This is a genomic window from Streptomyces bicolor, assembly GCF_000719285.1.
GTDB lineage: Bacteria > Actinomycetota > Actinomycetes > Streptomycetales > Streptomycetaceae > Streptomyces > Streptomyces bicolor.
Genome location: NZ_JOFS01000028.1, coordinates 86,500 through 103,138, shown reverse-complemented (window position 1 = coordinate 103,138; position 16,639 = coordinate 86,500). Strand labels below are relative to the sequence as shown.

General features: G+C 72.2%; 12 protein-coding genes. 7 read left to right on the top strand and 5 right to left on the bottom strand.

Annotated features, from left to right (window positions below):
• Window positions 1-91: 91 nt before the first annotated feature.
• Window positions 92-1,501, top strand: a complete 1,410-nt coding sequence (locus IF78_RS0130780) for a nucleobase:cation symporter-2 family protein (protein ID WP_031481675.1) — start codon at window positions 92-94, stop codon at window positions 1,499-1,501.
• Here the strand turns inward: IF78_RS0130780 and IF78_RS0130775 are convergent.
• Window positions 1,421-1,774 (bottom strand): ArsR/SmtB family transcription factor, encoded by a 354-nt coding sequence (locus IF78_RS0130775; RefSeq protein WP_031481673.1) that lies wholly within the window; start codon window positions 1,772-1,774, stop codon window positions 1,421-1,423. The genes IF78_RS0130780 and IF78_RS0130775 overlap by 81 nt on opposite strands.
• 138 nt (window positions 1,775-1,912) lie before the next feature.
• On the opposite strand from IF78_RS0130775, the gene IF78_RS0130770 reads away from it, so the two are divergent.
• Window positions 1,913-2,992, top strand: coding sequence for an NADH:flavin oxidoreductase/NADH oxidase (locus tag IF78_RS0130770; protein WP_031481671.1), 1,080 nt, complete (start codon window positions 1,913-1,915; stop codon window positions 2,990-2,992).
• A gap of 76 nt (window positions 2,993-3,068) precedes the next feature.
• Here the strand turns inward: IF78_RS0130770 and IF78_RS0130765 are convergent, their stop codons facing one another.
• Both IF78_RS0130765 and IF78_RS0130760 read right to left on the bottom strand, forming a co-directional pair.
• Window positions 3,069-7,457, bottom strand: a complete 4,389-nt coding sequence (locus IF78_RS0130765) for a cation-translocating P-type ATPase (protein ID WP_031481669.1) — start codon at window positions 7,455-7,457, stop codon at window positions 3,069-3,071.
• 192 nt (window positions 7,458-7,649) lie between these two features.
• Window positions 7,650-8,975 (bottom strand): extracellular catalytic domain type 1 short-chain-length polyhydroxyalkanoate depolymerase, encoded by a 1,326-nt coding sequence (locus tag IF78_RS0130760; protein WP_051828306.1) that lies wholly within the window; start codon window positions 8,973-8,975, stop codon window positions 7,650-7,652.
• 309 nt (window positions 8,976-9,284) lie between these two features.
• Here IF78_RS0130760 and IF78_RS0130755 point away from each other — a divergent pair, with 309 nt between their 5' ends.
• Window positions 9,285-10,265 (top strand): pectate lyase family protein, encoded by a 981-nt coding sequence (locus IF78_RS0130755; RefSeq protein ID WP_031481665.1) that lies wholly within the window; start codon window positions 9,285-9,287, stop codon window positions 10,263-10,265.
• Between the two features lie 32 nt (window positions 10,266-10,297).
• Entirely contained in the window at window positions 10,298-11,077 is a 780-nt protein-coding gene (locus IF78_RS0130750; RefSeq protein WP_031481663.1) for a pectate lyase, read from the top strand.
• A 119-nt stretch (window positions 11,078-11,196) separates the two neighbouring features.
• Here the strand turns inward: IF78_RS0130750 and IF78_RS0130745 are convergent, their stop codons facing one another.
• Window positions 11,197-11,952 carry a PaaX family transcriptional regulator C-terminal domain-containing protein gene (locus IF78_RS0130745; protein ID WP_031481661.1) on the bottom strand — a complete coding sequence of 252 codons (756 nt, stop codon included), beginning with the start codon at window positions 11,950-11,952 and terminating at the stop codon, window positions 11,197-11,199.
• Window positions 11,953-12,026: 74 nt separating this feature from the next.
• Between IF78_RS0130745 and IF78_RS0130740 the strand changes: the two genes are divergently transcribed.
• Complete coding sequence (locus tag IF78_RS0130740; protein WP_031481659.1) at window positions 12,027-13,724, top strand: DNA alkylation response protein; 1,698 nt, start codon at window positions 12,027-12,029, stop codon at window positions 13,722-13,724.
• A 128-nt stretch (window positions 13,725-13,852) separates the two neighbouring features.
• On the opposite strand, the gene IF78_RS0130735 is transcribed toward IF78_RS0130740, so the two are convergent.
• Window positions 13,853-14,440 (bottom strand): Rv1733c family protein, encoded by a 588-nt coding sequence (locus tag IF78_RS0130735; protein WP_031481657.1) that lies wholly within the window; start codon window positions 14,438-14,440, stop codon window positions 13,853-13,855.
• A gap of 276 nt (window positions 14,441-14,716) precedes the next feature.
• Between IF78_RS0130735 and IF78_RS0130730 the strand changes: the two genes are divergently transcribed.
• Both IF78_RS0130730 and IF78_RS0130725 read left to right on the top strand, forming a co-directional pair.
• Window positions 14,717-15,802, top strand: coding sequence for a WD40/YVTN/BNR-like repeat-containing protein (locus IF78_RS0130730; protein ID WP_031481655.1), 1,086 nt, complete (start codon window positions 14,717-14,719; stop codon window positions 15,800-15,802).
• A gap of 85 nt (window positions 15,803-15,887) precedes the next feature.
• Window positions 15,888-16,565, top strand: coding sequence for a uracil-DNA glycosylase (locus IF78_RS0130725; RefSeq protein WP_031481653.1), 678 nt, complete (start codon window positions 15,888-15,890; stop codon window positions 16,563-16,565).
• Window positions 16,566-16,639 lie beyond the last annotated feature (74 nt).

Here is a 16,639-nt window from a genome sequence, read left to right as displayed (position 1 = left end):
GCGCGACCAGCCACACACCACCCGCACCGAGAAACGAACCGGCAACGCCCCCGAAATCAACAATCTGTTCAAGGAGCCTACGGTCTCGCCCATGACCACAACCGCGCCCGCGCACCCCGTCGACGAAGTCCCACCCGCCCGCCACTTGGCCGCTTTCGGCCTGCAGCACGTCCTCGCGATGTACGCCGGCGCCGTGGCCGTCCCCTTGATCGTCGGCGGAGCCATGAAGCTCCCACCCGCCGACCTGGCCTACCTGATCACCGCGGACCTGCTGGTGTGCGGCATCGCGACGCTGATCCAGTGCATCGGCTTCTGGCGCTTCGGCGTACGGCTGCCGATCATGCAGGGCTGTACTTTCGCCGCCGTCTCCCCGATGGTGCTGATCGGCACGACGGGCGGCGGGCTCCCCGCGATCTACGGCTCGGTGATCGTCGCAGGTCTCGCGATCGTGCTGCTGGCGCCGGTCTTCGGAAGGCTGCTCCGGTACTTTCCGCCCCTCGTGACCGGCACCGTGATCCTGATCATCGGTCTCTCCCTGCTGCCGGTCGCGGGCAACTGGGCGGCCGGCGGCGCCGGTTCCGCGGACTTCGGGGAGCCGAAGAACCTCGCGCTGGCCGCCTTCGTCCTCGCCGTGGTGCTCGGTGTGCAGCGCTTCGCGCCGGCGTTCCTCAGCCGGATCGCCGTACTGATCGGCATCGTGGTGGGGCTGGCGGTCGCCGTACCGTTCGGGTTCACGGACTTCGGCGGGGTGGGCGACGCCGACTGGGTCGGGATCAGCACGCCGTTCCACTTCGGGGCACCCACCTTCGAGTTCTCGGCCATCGTGTCGATGCTGGTGGTGGCGCTGGTGTGCATGACCGAGACGACCGGAGACTTCATCGCGGTCGGGGAGATGACGGACCGCAAGGTCTCGCCGCGCTCCCTGGCGGACGGCCTGCGCGCCGACGGCCTGTCGACGGTCCTGGGCGGCGTCTTCAACACCTTCCCGTACACGGCGTACGCCCAGAACGTCGGCCTCGTCGGCATGACCCGCGTGCGCAGCCGCTGGGTGGTGGCCACCGCGGGCGGCATCCTCGTGCTGCTCGGGCTGCTGCCCAAGCTGGGCGCGGTGGTGGCGGCGATACCGGCGCCGGTGCTGGGCGGTGCGGGGCTGGTGATGTTCGGGACGGTCGCCGCGAGCGGGCTGAGGACACTGGCCGGGGTGGACTTCAAGGGCAACAACAACCTCACGGTGGTGGCCGTCTCCGTCGCGGTGGGCATGCTGCCGGTCGGTGTGCCGGCGATCTACGAGAAGTTCCCGGACTGGTTCCAGACGGTGATGAACAGCGGCATCAGCGCGGGCTGCCTGACGGCGATCGTGTTGAACCTGCTCTTCAACCACCTGCCGACGAAGGCCGGTTCAGAAGCCGCCGATGCGGGCTCAGGCGCCGCCGGGCCGGACGGCCTGCCGGGCGGCGGCGTCGAGAAGGGCGTCGAGAAGTCCCGGGAACAGGCCGTCTAGGTCGTCCTTGCGCAGGCCGTTCATCTTGGCCGTGCCCCGGTAGATCTGCTGGATCACACCGCTCTCCCGCAGCACGCGGAAGTGATGCGTGGTGGTGGACTTGGTGACCGGCAGGTCGAAGTGCGAACAGGAGAGCTCGTCGCCGACGGCGGCGAGCTCTCGCACGATCTGGAGACGCAGCGGGTCCGACAGCGCGTGCAGCACACCTTCCAGACGGATCTCCCCGCGCGTCGGGTGCGGGAGGTCTCGGCTGCTGACAGCGGTGCTGGTCACGGCGGCTCCACTTCGTCGGGTTCTCTAGGCTCCATTGTACGAGACCTCTCGTAGTTTGACACTTCCCGTACTACGATGCTTATCGTACGAGCCGCCAGCCGGTCCCCGTGCCGAGTCCCGTGACGAATGGAGTCCGCCGTGAGTGCCCTCTTCGAGCCCTACACCCTGCGCGATGTGACGATCCCGAACCGGGTGTGGATGCCCCCGATGTGCCAGTACTCGGCCGCACCGGAGGGCCCCGACATGGGCGTCCCCGACGACTGGCACTTCGCGCACTACGCGGCCCGCGCGGCCGGCGGCACAGGGCTGATCATCGTCGAGGCCACCGGCGTCAGCCCCGAGGGCCGGATCTCCCCCTACGACCTGGGCATCTGGAACGACACCCAGGTCGAGGCGTTCCGCCGCATCACGCGGTTCCTGGTGTCGCAGGGCACGGTGCCGGGCATCCAGCTCGCCCACGCCGGCCGCAAGGCGTCGACCGACCAGCCCTGGAAGGGCGGTGCGCCGGTGGGGCCGGACGCGCACGGCTGGCAGCCCGTGGCGCCGAGCCCGGTCCCGTTCGCCGACGGCCATCCCGTGCCGGCCGAACTGACGGTCGCCGAGATCCAGGAGACCGTGGGTCGGTTCGCGGACGCCGCCCGGCGCGCCCTCGCCGCGGGATTCGAGGTCGCCGAGGTCCACGGCGCCCACGGCTACCTGATCAACGAGTTCCTCTCCCCGTACTCCAACCACCGCACCGACGAATACGGCGGCTCGTACGAGAACCGCACCCGCTTCGCCCTCCAGGTCGTGGACGCCGTGCGGGAGGTGTGGCCGGCCGACAAGCCGCTGTTCTTCCGCATCTCGGCCACGGACTGGCTGGAGGACGACGGCTGGACCGCCGACGACACGGTCCGCTTCGCCGCCGATCTCCAGGCGCACGGCGTCGATCTGCTCGACGTGTCCACGGGCGGCAACGCGGCCGGCGCCCGCATCCCCGTCGGCCCGGGCTACCAGGTGCCGTTCGCCGCGCGGGTGAAGGCCGAGACCTCCCTGCCGGTCGCGGCGGTCGGGCTGATCACCGACGCCGAACAGGCCGAGAAGATCATCGCCAACGGCGAGGCGGACGCCGTCCTGCTCGGCCGCGAGCTGCTGCGCAACCCGTCGTGGGCACGGCACGCGGCACGGGAGCTGGGCGGGGACGTGCATGTGCCCGACCAGTACCACCGGTCCGTCTGATCGCCCACCCGCAGGGATGGTGGCCCCGTGGTGCGGGGCCACCATCGGGTTGTCGCCGGTCGCGGCCACGCGTGGGTCACCGTGTGCCGTACGGCAGATGCCGGAGCACGGTCCGCTCCAGGTACGGCACGGCCCGCTGGCCCGTCACCGCGAGCGCGATCGACGCGGCGACGCCCGCCCAGGCGAACGGACCGAGCGGCGTGCAGCCGAAGACATGGCTGACGCCCGGGGTCTCCACCAGGACGACGAGAGCGGCTCCGGAGCCGAGGGCGGTGGCGCGGACCAGCGGGCTGCCCCGCCGGTCGGCCAGCGTCTGGGCCAGCTGCGTCCCGACCACCGCGCACAGGGCCATCGTGGTCGAGCGCCGGGCGCTGCCCGGGGTGAAGCGGCCGAACAGCCAGGCGGCCGTTCCGCCGAGCGTCGTGGTCAGGGCACGGTGCCGGATCTTGCGGATCAGGGGTGGACCGAGGACCGAGGCGATCAGGGCTTCGGGTCCGATCGCGCTGCCCCGGTCGGGCTCGCTCCCTGCGGGTTCGGCACGGACATCCTGGCCCGGCTTCCCGGCCGCGGCCGACTCCCCGTCGGCCCCCTCCGCCCGCTTCGGCGTCACCGCCACCGCCATCGCCGGGAACAGGTCCGTGAACAGGTTCACCAGCAGCATCTGGCGGGTGGACAGGGGCGCGGCGCCCGACAGGAGGGTGCCGAGGAGACCGAAGCCCACCTCGCCCGCGTTGCCGCCGATCAGGATCGCGATGGCGTCCGCGACGTTGTGCCACAGGGCCCGGCCCTCGGCGACCGCGTCGATCAGGACCCTCAGGTCACCGTCGGTGAGGACGAGGTCGGCCGCGTTGCGGGCGGCGGCCGAGCCGCGGGCGCTGATGCCGACGCCGATGTCGGCGGCGCGGATGGCCGCCGCGTCGTTGGCTCCGTCGCCGACCATGCCGACCACCCGGCCCGCGTCCCGCAGCGCCTCGACGACCTGGAGTTTCTGCTCGGGCGCGACCCGGGCCACCACGCCCATGTCGTCCAGCATCCGGGCCCGTGCCTCCCGGTCCGCGGACGCCAGTTCCTCGCCGGTGACCACACCGGTGTTCTCGGGCCAGCCCAGCTCGGCGGCGATCGCCCGGGCGGTCTGCGGGTGGTCGCCGGTCAGCATGACGGGTCGTACGCCCGCCTCCCGCAGGCCCCGGACAAGGGCCGTGGAGGTGTCGCGCGGTATGTCGGCGAGGGCCAGCAGGCCGGTGAACTCCAGCTCCTTCAGGGGTTGTTCGAGGACGGCGGCCGCGTCGTCCGACGGATCCAGCCGACGCCGGGCCACGGCGAGGACGCGCAGTCCGTCACCGGCGAGCGTATGCGCCGTCTCCGTCGCCGACGGGGGCAGACCGGCGCAGGCGGGCAGCACCGTCTCGGGGGCGCCCTTGACCACGAGCACGGGTGTGTCGTCCTCGGCCCGGCCGACGGCGGCGGCGTAACCGCGGCCGGCCTCGAAGGGCAGGCCCTCGGTCTGGGACCAGTCCGGGTCGGGGGCGGACGCGTCCAGGACGGCCTCGTCGGTGGCGTGCACGGGCCGGTCCTGACCGCCGTTGAGCTGTGGGCAGGCGCGGGCCGCGATCCGCAGGGTGGCGCCGGCCCCCGCCCGGTCCGTCTCGTTCATCTCGTGCCGCGCACGGACCGTGCCCTCCGCGTCCGTCACCCGCACCAGACGCAGCCGGTTCTCGGTGAGCGTGCCCGTCTTGTCGAAGCAGATGGTGTCCATCCGGCCGAGCGCCTCCAGGGTGCGCGGAGCCCGGACGAGGACTCCCCCCTGGCTCAGCCGGCGAGCGGCCGCCAACTGCGCCACGGTCGCCACCAGCGGCAGTCCCTCGGGCACCGCGGCCACGGCCACGGCCACCCCACCGCTCACGGCCCGGCGGATCGGTGTGCCGCGCAGCAGCGACAGCGCGGTCACTCCGGCGCCACCCGCCAGGGTCAACGGCAGGGCCTTGTCGGTGAGTTCCCGCAGCCTCGCCTGTACTCCGGCGGACGGCGGGGTGCGGGCGGCGAGAGCCACGGCCCGCGAGGCCTCGGTCCGCTCACCGGTGTCCACCACGACGGCCCGGGCATGTCCGGCGACCACGGTCGTGCCCTCGAACACCATGCAACAGCGGTCCGGCACGGCGGCGCCCGGCGTGCAGTCGGTCCCCTTGTCGGCCGACAGGGACTCTCCGGTCAGCGCGGACTCGTCCACCTCCAGGCCGTCCTCCCACAGCAGACGCGCGTCGGCGGGCACCACGTCGTCGGCCCGCAGCTCGATCACGTCACCGGGACGGAGCTTGGCGGCGTCCACGACACGCGCCCGGGACGACGGCTCCTCGGTCGTGACCCGCGCCTTCTGCTGCTGCTTGGCCAGCAGCCCGGACAGCGCCCGTTCGGCCCGCATCCGCTGAACGCCGCCGACCAGCGCGTTCAGGTCGAGCGCGCCCACGACCAACAGGGCGTCCACGACGGAGCCGAGGATCGCCTCGGCGGCCGAGCCGACGGCCAGCACCGGGGTAAGGGGATCGTCCAGTTCGCCGCGGACCGCCCGGGCCAGCCGCAGCGGGCCGCTCAGCGGTGCGAAGACGCGTCGGCGGCCCATCGTGCGCAGCTTCTGACGCGCACGGTCGGTGACCTGCTCGGACAGGGTCGGCTCCGGGCCCTCTTCATGCTCCAGCCGGTCCCGGACCTCATCGGGATCCAGTTCGTGCCAGGCCACCCGGGGACGAGGGTGCGGGGCGCGGGCCACCGCCACACCGAGGGCCGCCCGCATGCCGGTCAACAGGGCCCATGCCGCGCTCACGTCGACCGGTGTGTGCCGCAGGCCGGGCCATGGCGTAGGGCGACCCCTGCGGGACGTGCCGACGGCCACCAGGAGTCCGGACAGGGCCGCACCGGAGCGGGCCAGGGTCTGCGACCTGCGGCCGACCCCGCGCGCGGCCGGTACCGCCCGCAGCAGCCGCCACACATCGGCCAGGCCGTGCGGGGCCAGCACGTCCGCGCCCCAGACGACGGCCCCGTCCCGGTCGGTGAGGGCGACGGCCACATCGCCGGCGAGCAGCCCGGTGAGCAGGTCCTCGTCCGCCGCGTCCGGGCGGGCGACCGTGACGACGACGCCGTCCTCGTCGCGCACCGAGTTCACCACGTCGCGCAGCGACCGCTCGCCGCTCACCACCTGGTCGGCGAGATTCGTGAAATCGGCCAGGGCGGGGTCCTCCACCATCACGACCCGCAAACCGGCGCGCCGCGCCGCGTCCAGCACTGCCTCGGCCCATGGATCCGCGTCGGCGCCGGGTGTCCGCAGTGCGCTCGGATGCAGGACGACCGTGTCGGCCATCTCCAGCTGGCGCAGCCGTTCGGTGTCGCGCACCAGGACGCCCGCGCGGGACAGCGCGGAGCTCAGTACGGCGTGGAAGGCGGCGGGCCCGTAGCGCGCGGCCTTCGGAGAGCCCGCCAGCACCGCCTCCGCCGCCTCGGTGCCGTCGTGTTTGACGAGCAGCGTGGCCAGCGCGCCCACCAGACTGCCGGCCTCGGCGTGTCCGGCGTACTCCTGGGCCGGGGACGTGCGCAGCGGGGGACGCACGCGCTGATCCCCGGCCACGCTGCACCGCTGCGGCGTGCACACCTCGTCGTGGACCATGTCGAACGCCGCCGCGCGGGCCACGGTGTCGACCAGCTGCAGCGTGCGCAGCGCGCTGTCGAGCACCAGGGCGGTCGGGGTGCGTCCGGCACCGTGGGCGGCCGCGTTCGCGACGGCCAGAACCAGGTCCATACGGGAGCGGCCGACCCTCGCCCGCAGCCATCCGCGGAAGCGTGGATTCTCCCGCAGCAGCGTCACCAGCGCGGTCACCGCCCGGGGGGAGGCCGGCAGGCGCAGGAGGTGTCCGGTGAACGCGGTCGCGATGCCCATCCCGTCGGCGGCGAGCGCCATGGCGGCGGCCCGCACTCCGGCGGGGTCGGCCGGGTGGACGATGTCCTCGACCGACTCGTCCGTCTGCGCCAGTCCGTGCCGGGCCGCGATGTCGGTCGCCTTCTGCACCACCCGGTCGCTGACCGACTCCTCGACGGCCGTCACGACCAGCCGACGCAGTCCGCCGTCCCAGTACGCGAGGGCCACGTCGGGCCGTTCCGCCAGCGCTGCGGCGACCCGGCGCGCCGCTCGCTCGGTCCCGCCCTGCCGCCGGATCAGGTCCGGCTCCGAGGGTCGCAGCTCGAGGTGGGCCCGGGTACCCGACCGCCAGGGGTGCGGGCGGACGGGCAGCGTGTTGCGGGCGACCCGTGCGACACGCGCCGCGGTGTCGACGCCTCGGACGCCCGCCCGGGCCGCCCCGGCCACCGCCCCCGCGGCGGCTCCCACGGCGGGGGCGGCCCCTCTGGCGAGCAGTCGCGGTCCGGCCGCGGCCAGCCCGGCCACGGCGGTGGTCGGACGTGTGAGGAGTCCCAGAAGCATCGTTCGCCCTCGCTCCACTCGTTCGACAACGCTTTCCGTGCGGCCCGGGTTCCCGCAAAACGGCATGTCATCCGCCCACCGGGGCGCCGGGCTGGGCTTGCCTGGGCGCCCGGGGGGCCGAGGCGCGTCGCATAGTGCGGGCGGATCGGCGTGACCGGCGCTCACGCTCCGGCCACGCCGCGTGTCCCCCCGTCAACCGGCCGTGCAGGTTGTCCCATTGAGGGTGAAGGCGCCCGGTGCCACGCTGTTGCCGGTGTGGTTCGCCTGGTAGCCGATGCCGACGCTCGCTCCTGGCGCGAGCGTCACGTTGTACGAGGCGTTGGTCGCCGTCACCGCGCCGGAGGCCGGGGTGTAGGTGGCTCCCCACCCGTTGGTGATGGCCTGGCCGGCGGGCAGGGTAAAGCCGAGCTGCCAGCCGTTGATCGACGTCGTGCCGGTGTTGGTGAGCGTCAGCGAGGCGGTCAGGCCCGTGTTCCAGGCGTTGGTGGTGACGGTCACCTTGCAGGCGCCGGGCTGGGGCTGGGGGGCGGGTCCGCCGCCGTCCAGGCCGAAGAAGGTGAGGACGCGGGCCGCCATGCCGTTGCTGTAGAGGTTGTGGCCGACGCCCTGGAGGCTGATCGCCTCCACGGGGGCCCGGTCACCGGTGCCGCCGTAGCGGGTGCGGGTCCAGCCGGACTGGGGTGTGTCCGTGGCGGCCGGGGTCTGACCGACTCCCTGGACGTTGGTCCACTGCTTGATCATCTCCCCGAAGTTGGGGTAGCGCAGGACGTCGTCCTCGGTGCCGTGCCACAGCTGCATTCGGGGCCGGGGCCTGGTGTAACCGGGGTACGCGGCGCGAGCGATGTCGCCCCACTCCTGCGCGGTGCGGGTGACCGTGCCCTGGGCGCACGCGCTGTTCCACTCCGAGCCGTCGGTGGTGGCGAAGCAGCCGAAGGGGACGCCGGAGAAGGCGGCGCCCGCGGCGAACACGTCCGGGTAGTCGCCGAGCAGGACGTTGGTCATCATCGCGCCGGAGGAGATTCCGGTGGCGAAGACCCGGCTGGTGTCGGCGTCGTAGGTGCGGGTGACCCAGTCGACCATGGACTTGATGCCGACCGGGTCGCTGCCGCCGTCGCGCCTGAGCGCCTGGGGCGAGGAGACGTCGAAGCACTTGCTGCTGCGGGTGACGGACGGGTAGATCACGATGTAGCCGTACTGGTCGGCGAGCGTGTCGTACTCGGTGCCGTTGTACATGTCGGGCCCGGAACCGGTGCACCAGTGCACGGCGACCAGGACCGCCGGGTGGGCGGTGACGCTGTCCGGCACGTACAGGTACATCCGCAGGTTGCTGGGGTTCGCGCCGAAGTCGGTGACCTCGGTGAGCGTCGCGGTGGGGGCGGCGTCGGACGCCTCGGTGCGAGCGGAGGCCGCCGGGGCGGTGACGAGCAGTGCCGCGAGCAGCGGCAGGAGCGCTCCGATGAGGGTGGCGAGTTGCGTCCGGAGCGGTCTCTTCACGGTCGTGCGGATGGGGGTGGGCACGTCCTTGTCCCTTCTGGTCACGGCTCGTGGACGTGGTTCGACGAGAAAGGCATCGTGACATGGACACATCCATCATGGAAGCGCTCCCACGCCAGCTCGCGGAGCTCTCGCCTCCCACCTCGCCCGACGCGAATTCTTCTGCGCAAAGCGTTGACTAGAAAGCGCTTGCCCCCTACGTTCCGTCCAACAGTGTGACCGAGCCGCTCCACAGAACCCCCCACTGGCCACACTGTCCGCGCGTGGCGTTCTATATGATGCGCATAGTTCACGTACATGATCGTGTCAGTCCTCCCGAAGGGACGCACCCGCATGCGAACTCTCCCCCCACGTGCACGCCCGCAAAGAACCGCACTGGCGACGGCCGCCGCAGCCGCTCTCGCCACTGCGGCTGTCATGGTCCTGCCCACCCAGGCCGGGGCGGCCGAGACCTCGCCGATCGGGTTCGGCGCCGGAACGACCGGTGGCGGCAGCGCCTCGGCGGTCACCGTCTCGACGCTGGACGCCTTCAGGTCGGCGGTGACCGGCAACTCGGCCAAGGTCGTACGGGTCAACGGCCTGATCTCACTGAGCGGTCAGGTCGATGTCGGCTCCAACACGACAGTGCTGGGCGTGGGTTCGTCGTCCGGGTTCACCGGGGGCGGGCTGCGGCTGAAGAACGTCACCAACGTCGTCGTCCGGAACCTGAACATCAGCAAGCCGGTGGCGCCGTCCGACGGCATCACGGTGCAGGCGTCGACGAAGGTGTGGATCGACCACAACTCCTTCTCGGCCGACCGCGATCACGACAAGGACTACTACGACGGCCTGCTGGACATCAATCACGGCTCGGACAACGTCACGGTGTCCTGGAACACCTTCAAGGACCACTTCAAGGGCTCGCTGGTCGGACACAGCGACAACAACGCGAGCGAGGACACCGGGCACCTGAAGGTGACGTACCACCACAACCACTTCAGCAACGTCTACTCGCGCATCCCCAGCCTGCGCTTCGGTACCGGGCACTTCTACAACAACTACGTGGCCGGCGCCGACACCGCCTGCCACTCGCGCATGGGCGCCCAGATGCTCGTGGAGAACAACGTCTTCCGCGACACGAAGATCGCTGTGACCACGAACCGCAGCAGTGACGTCGACGGCTACGCCAATCTGCGCGGCAACGATCTCGGCGGGGCCGCGACCGAGATCTCCCAGGCCGGCACCTTCACCACGCCGCCCTACGGCTACACCGCCGAGTCCGCGTCCACCGTCGTCGCCTCGGTGACGTCCGGCGCGGGCACCGGAAAGATCTGACCACCCCCCAACTGGAAGAAGGCATACGGGACATGACTTCACCAGCAAAGCCCCGCGCCCGCCGGCGCGCACTGACCGGCGGTCTGGCCGCACTCGGCCTCGCGTCTGTCATGATCACGACAGTCGGCCCGCCTGTGAGCGCCGCCACCTGGCCGACGCCCACCAGCAGCCAGCCGGTGAGCGCCACGATCCCCGTCTCCGGCGTCGTTGACGGCGGGATGAAGCGGTACTACGGCAGTGGCGACCTGGCCGGCGACGGCCAGGAGGAGGGCCAGGACCCGATCTTCAAGCTCGCGGCCGGCGCGACGCTGAAGAACGTCATCATCGGCGCGCCCGGCGCCGACGGCATCCACTGCGAGGGCAACTGCACGCTGCAGAACGTGTGGTGGGAGGACGTGGGCGAGGATGCGGCCACCTTCCGCGGCGGCTCCACCTACACGGTGACCGGTGGCGGCGCGAAGAAGGCGGCCGACAAGGTCTTCCAGCACAACGGCCCCGGCACGCTGAACATCTCCAACTTCGCCGTCAGCGAGTTCAAGACGCTGTACCGCTCGTGCGGCGACTGCTCCACGCAGTACACGCGCAAGGTCAACCTCAGCAACATAGAGGTCACCGGCACCGGATCCACGGCACGCCTGGTCGGCATCAACGTCAACCGGGGCGACGTGGCGACGCTGCGCGGCATCACGATCCTCAACGATGCCGGTCGCAAGGTCATCCCCTGCCAGAAGTACAACAACAACACGGCCGTGGGCACAGGCCCGGACAGCACGAACTGCCTGTACTCCAGCTCGGACATCACCTACAGGTAGAGCCCGGCCGCAGGCAGTCCCCCCACGGTGAAGGCGGCCGTACGGAGCGTCCCCGCACGGCACTCCGTACGGCCGCCGCGGCGTTCTCGGCGGGCACGCGCGCGTACGTCATCGTCCGGCTATCGGCCCTCACGCGCGCGTACGTCCTCCGCCAGCTCCCGCCGATAGTCGGCGTACGCGGCGCGCAGCCGCTCGCCCGGCCAGTCGGCCGGGAGGAGTTCGGGCGGCAGCACCGGGTCGGCGAGCAGGTGCCGTACCACGGCCGCGAACGCGGTGAAGCGGTCGGAGGGATGCCGCGCGCGGGCGACATGGGCGAGCAGGGCGTTTCCCGTCCGGCTCCACGCGTCCAGCGGCCACAGGCTCGCGGCCAGCTCGCGCGCGGGGCGGTCGGGGCGAGCCGTGCAGCACTCGGCGACCTGGCCGAGGTCGCCCGGCAGCGGGCGGAGCAGGTTCGCGGGCCGCAGCCAGACGCCCTCGCGCAGCTCGGCGAGCCGCAGCCGGGTCAACTCGGTGCGCAGCTCCGCGCGTTCGGCGGGGCCCCGGCCCGTGGCCGTGACCACCACCATCTCCCAGTCGCCGGCCCAGGGCACGGTCTCGGGGTGGACGGCCTCGTCCTGGCGGCGCTGGCGGTCGAGGAGGCGGTCGCTGAGCCGGTGGACCGTGTCCGCGCGCCGCAGGTCTCCGGCCGCCACCATCCGGCTGAGGGCGGCCCGCACGGTGGATCCCGCGATGCCGAACGGCTCCACGCTGCGCACCAGGTCCTTCACCGGCAGCTCGGGCGGATGCAGCCCCAGCAGCAGGCTCAGGACGACCGACCGGGCGGACAGCGGGCGCAGCTCCACCTCGTCGGCCTGCGGTGACGCGTTGTTCGGCATGCTCACGACTGTACGGGCCGGCGTTGCGTATTACAGGATTGCTGCACTCGCAGCGATGGTGCAACACTGACGCCATGGACTCGATACTCGCCCAGGACCAGCCCGAAGCCGCGCAGGAGCCGTCGTCCGGGCAGTACGCCACGCACGACGTCACCAACCAGCCCCCGCCCCTGACTCCCTACGACGCGTCCGAGGACGCGGCCCTCCTCGAAGGGCTGCGCCGTGAGGGCGCCGCCTGGGCCGAGGAGGACATCCGGCGGCTCGGGCGGCGGGCCGGCAGCGCCGAGGCGCAGGAGTGGGGTGAGCAGGCCAACCGCTTCGAGCCCGAGCTGCGTACGCACGACCGGTACGGCCATCGTGTCGACGAGGTCGAGTTCCATCCGAGCTGGCACCACCTGCTGCGGGTGGCGGTCGCCGAGGGGCTCGCGGCGGCGCCCTGGGGGGACGAGCGGCCCGGCGCCCATGTCGCCCGGACCGCGGGCGGACTGGTGTGGGGGCACACCGAGGCGGGACACGGCTGTCCGACGTCGATGACGTACGCCGCCGTCCCCGTGCTGCGCAGGCAGCCCGAGCTCGCGAAGGTCTACGAACCCCTGCTGACCAGCCGGGAGTACGACCCCGGCCTGCGCGTGCCGACCCGGAAGCGGGGCCTGCTCGCGGGCATGGGGATGACCGAGAAGCAGGGCGGCTCCGACGTCCGCACGAACACGACCACGGCGTGGCCGAGCGCAGAGCCGGGCGTTTACACCCTGCGTGGGCACAAGTGGTTCACCTCGGCGCCCATGTGCGACGTCTTCCTGGTGCTGGCGCAGGCTCCCGGCGGCCTGTCCTGCTTCCTCGTGCCGCGCGTCCTGCCCGACGGCAGCCGCAACACCTTCCGCATCCAGCGCCTGAAGGACAAGCTGGGCAACCGATCCAACGCCTCCTCCGAGCCCGAGTTCGACGGAACCGTCGCCTGGCTGGTCGGTCCGGAGGGACGGGGCGTAAAGACGATCATCGAGATGGTCAACTGCACCCGATTGGACTGCGTGATGTCCTCGGCGACGCTGATGCGCAAGACGCTCGTGGAGGCGGGCCACCATGTGCGGCACCGCAGCGCGTTCGGGGCGCGGCTGATCGAACAGCCGCTGATGCGCAACGTCCTCGCCGACCTCGCGCTGGAGTCCGAGGCCGCCACGACGCTCACACTACGGCTGGCCGGCGCGGCCGACCGGACGGTGCGCGGGGAGGGCGCGGACGGGGGCGAGGCGGCGTTCCGCCGGATCGCCACGGCAGTCGGCAAGTACTGGGTCACCAAGCGGGGTCCGGCCTTCACCGCGGAGGCTCTGGAGTGCCTCGGCGGCAACGGCTACGTCGAGGAGTCCGGCATGCCGCGCCACTACCGCGAGGCTCCGCTGCTGTCGATCTGGGAGGGCTCGGGGAACGTCAACGCCCTCGACGTGCTGCGGGCGTTGAGCAGGGAGCCGGGCACGGCCGAGGCGCTCTTCGCCGAACTCGACCTGGCACAGGGGGCGGACACCCGGCTGGACGCGTCCGTCACCCGCCTCAAGGGCCTGCTGACCGCCGGTTCCGAGGCCGGCGCCCGCCGTCTGGTCGAGCTCATGGCCCTGACCCTCCAGGCCTCCCTGCTGGTCCGCCACGCCCCCGCCGCGGTCGCCGACGCCTTCTGCGCGACCCGGCTGGGCGGCGACTGGGGGCATGCGTTCGGGACGCTGCCGGACGCCGCGGACGTGGACGGGATCCTGGGGCGGGCGTTGCCGGGCGGGGAGTGAGGCGAAGGCGGATTGGTGGGCGCCCGACATCCCCCGTCAGGGAGCACGACGTACCGAGGGCCTATGACCGAAAGCTGTGCCCGAGCCGACACGGCGACCACCATCCGCACCGGCCCACCGTGCGGTCTTCACCCCGTCGTCCGCCCACCCCACAGCGGCCCGAACCGCGCCCACTCGTAGCCCCACTGGTCGATGCGCCGGCTCTCCAGACGGCTGCGCAGGGCGCGGCCCGCGACGAAGGGGACGGACGCGGCGCACAGGCCGGCGAGGCCGCCGACCAGGGCGGCCCGTGAGCGGGCCTCGGACGGGGTGGCCGGCTTGGTGACCAGGCGGCCCTGTGGGTCCGTCCAGACGGTGACCGGTGTGCCGACGCCGCTGCCGGGCCGGACGCGGGCCTGTCCGGTGTGCGTGGCACCCTCCGGCGCGCTCCAGCGGACCTTCGCCCACACGGTCGCGCCGCTCGACGTGCCGGTGCGCGAGTCGGCCGTGCCGGGTGCCTGCTCGGTGAGCAGGGCGACGACCGGCCGCCACTCCACGCGCTCCCTCGCCATGCCCTGCTCGACCGTGCTCGCCGTCCCCAGGCCGGCCAGCACTCCGGTGAGGACGGTGAGCACCCAGGCGGCGAGCAGTACCCAGGCCTCCGCCGCATCGGCCCGGCGCTTGAGCGGATTGCGCCGCCACCGCCACAGCCACACCTTCGGACCACGGAACGCCATCGAAGGCTTCCTCCTCATGAGCACACGAACATGCCGGACCGACCCCTCTTCCATACGGGAGAGGGCAGTCGGTTGCTCACTGCACGCACCCTGAGTCGAGCGTCACACGGGCTCTCCGGGCCTCGCGGGCGACTTCGCGAAACTGCCCCGCGGCTCGTGGCGGCCAGCTATCCTCGCCGCCCTGACCTGCGATGCAGGCCTTTCCACGGGTGACTGTCAGTGCCGGGGTGCAGACTGGCCCGTGTCTGAGACAAAGGCGTCGCGGAGGTGATCGGCATGACCGAGGTAATGCTGGCCGTGGGCACACGCAAAGGCTTGTTCATCGGGCGGAGGCGAGGTGGCACCTGGGAGTTCGACGAGAGTCCGTACTTCAACGCGCAGGCGGTGTACTCGGTCGCCATCGACACGAGGGGTGAGCGTCCGCGGCTGCTCGCGGGCGGCGACAGCGCGCACTGGGGCCCGTCCGTGTTCCACTCCGACGACCTCGGGCGCACCTGGACCGAACCGGCGCAGCCGGCGGTCAAGTTCCCGAAGGACACGGAGGCCTCGCTGGAGCGGGTGTGGCAGTTGCACCCGGCGGCCGCGGAGCCGGACGTGGTGTACGCGGGCACGGAACCGGCCGCGCTGTACCGCTCGGAGGACCGCGGCGAGACCTTCGACCTCGTCCGCCCGCTGTGGGAGCACCCGACCCGGTCGAAGTGGGTCCCGGGTGGCGGCGGTGAGGGCCTGCACACCGTGATCACGGACAAGCGCGACCCGAAGGCCGTGACGGTCGCCGTATCGACGGCCGGGGTGTTCAGGACCGTCGACGGCGGCGCGAGCTGGGCTCCGTCCAACTCCGGTGTCTCCGCGGTGTTCCTGCCGGATCCGAACCCGGAATTCGGCCAGTGCGTGCACAAGATCGCGCAGGACGCCACGACTCCTGACCGTCTCTATCTGCAGAACCACTGGGGCGTGTACCGCAGCGACGACGCGGGCGCGCACTGGACGGACATCGGCGAGGGCCTGCCGTCCACGTTCGGCTTCGCGGCGGCCGCCCACCCCCACCGCGGCGAGACGGCGTACGTGTTCCCGATCAACGCCGACTCCGACCGCGTACCGGCCGACCGGCGATGTCGCGTCTTCCGTACGGCGGACGCGGGCAAGACCTGGGAGCCGCTGTCGGCGGGCCTGCCGCAGGAGGACCACTACGGCACGGTGCTGCGCGACGCGATGTGCACGGACGACGCGGACCCGGCCGGCGTGTACTTCGGCAACCGCAACGGCGAGGTGTTCGCTTCGGCCGACGACGGAGACAGCTGGCAGCAGCTGACGTCGCATCTGCCGGACGTGCTGTGTGTGCGGGCCGCGGTGATCGGATGAGCCGTCAGCGCTTACGGGCGGGTTGTGGGGCGGGCCTTGGCCACTGGTTGATCGCCGCCTCCGCCACGGCAGTAGGGTGACGCCCGTGGCACCACGACCTTTGCATGAAATCGTCGAACCGGGCTGGGCGAAGGCCCTGGAACCCGTTGCCGAACGGATCGCCGCGATGGGCGACTTCCTGCGCGCGGAGATCGCCGCGGGGCGCACCTATCTGCCGGCCGGACCGAACGTCCTGCGGGCCTTCCAGCAGCCCTTCGACGAGGTGCGGGTCCTGATCGTCGGACAGGACCCGTACCCGACACCGGGACATGCCGTGGGGTTGTCGTTCTCGGTCGCGCCCGACGTGCGTCCGCTGCCCGGCAGCCTCATCAACATCTACCGGGAGCTGAACACCGACCTGGGGCTGCCGCAGCCGTCCAACGGCGATCTGACGCCGTGGACCCAGCAGGGCGTGCTGCTGCTCAACAGGGCGCTCACCACAGCCCCTCGCAAACCCGCCGCCCACCGCGGCAAGGGCTGGGAGGAGGTCACCGAGCAGGCCATACGCGCGCTGGCCGGGCGCGGCAAGCCGCTGGTCTCCATCCTGTGGGGCCGCGACGCCCGCAACCTCCGCCCGCTGCTCGGCAACCTCCCGTCGGTGGAGTCCGCGCACCCGTCCCCCATGTCCGCCGACCGCGGGTTCTTCGGCTCCCGCCCGTTCAGCCGGGCCAACGACCTGCTGATCCGGCAGGGCGGCCAACCGGTGGACTGGCGCCTGCCGTGAGCGGGACGGGGGACGGGTCGCCCCAGGTGGCCGCCGGGCCGGACAGCCTGAGCGGCCCCTCTCCCGTCCCGGGC

Bases quoted from the DNA above. Each gene is read 5' to 3' on its own strand.
- IF78_RS0130780 (WP_031481675.1), top strand. From the start codon at position 92: ATGACCACAACCGCGCCCGCGCACCCCGTCGACGAAGTCCCACCCGCC.
- IF78_RS0130765 (WP_031481669.1), bottom strand. From the start codon at position 7,457: ATGCTTCTGGGACTCCTCACACGTCCGACCACCGCCGTGGCCGGGCTG.
- IF78_RS0130755 (WP_031481665.1), top strand. From the start codon at position 9,285: ATGCGAACTCTCCCCCCACGTGCACGCCCGCAAAGAACCGCACTGGCG.
- IF78_RS0130750 (WP_031481663.1), top strand. From the start codon at position 10,298: ATGACTTCACCAGCAAAGCCCCGCGCCCGCCGGCGCGCACTGACCGGC.
- IF78_RS0130745 (WP_031481661.1), bottom strand. From the start codon at position 11,952: ATGCCGAACAACGCGTCACCGCAGGCCGACGAGGTGGAGCTGCGCCCG.
- IF78_RS0130740 (WP_031481659.1), top strand. From the start codon at position 12,027: ATGGACTCGATACTCGCCCAGGACCAGCCCGAAGCCGCGCAGGAGCCG.
- IF78_RS0130735 (WP_031481657.1), bottom strand. From the start codon at position 14,440: ATGGCGTTCCGTGGTCCGAAGGTGTGGCTGTGGCGGTGGCGGCGCAAT.
- IF78_RS0130730 (WP_031481655.1), top strand. From the start codon at position 14,717: ATGACCGAGGTAATGCTGGCCGTGGGCACACGCAAAGGCTTGTTCATC.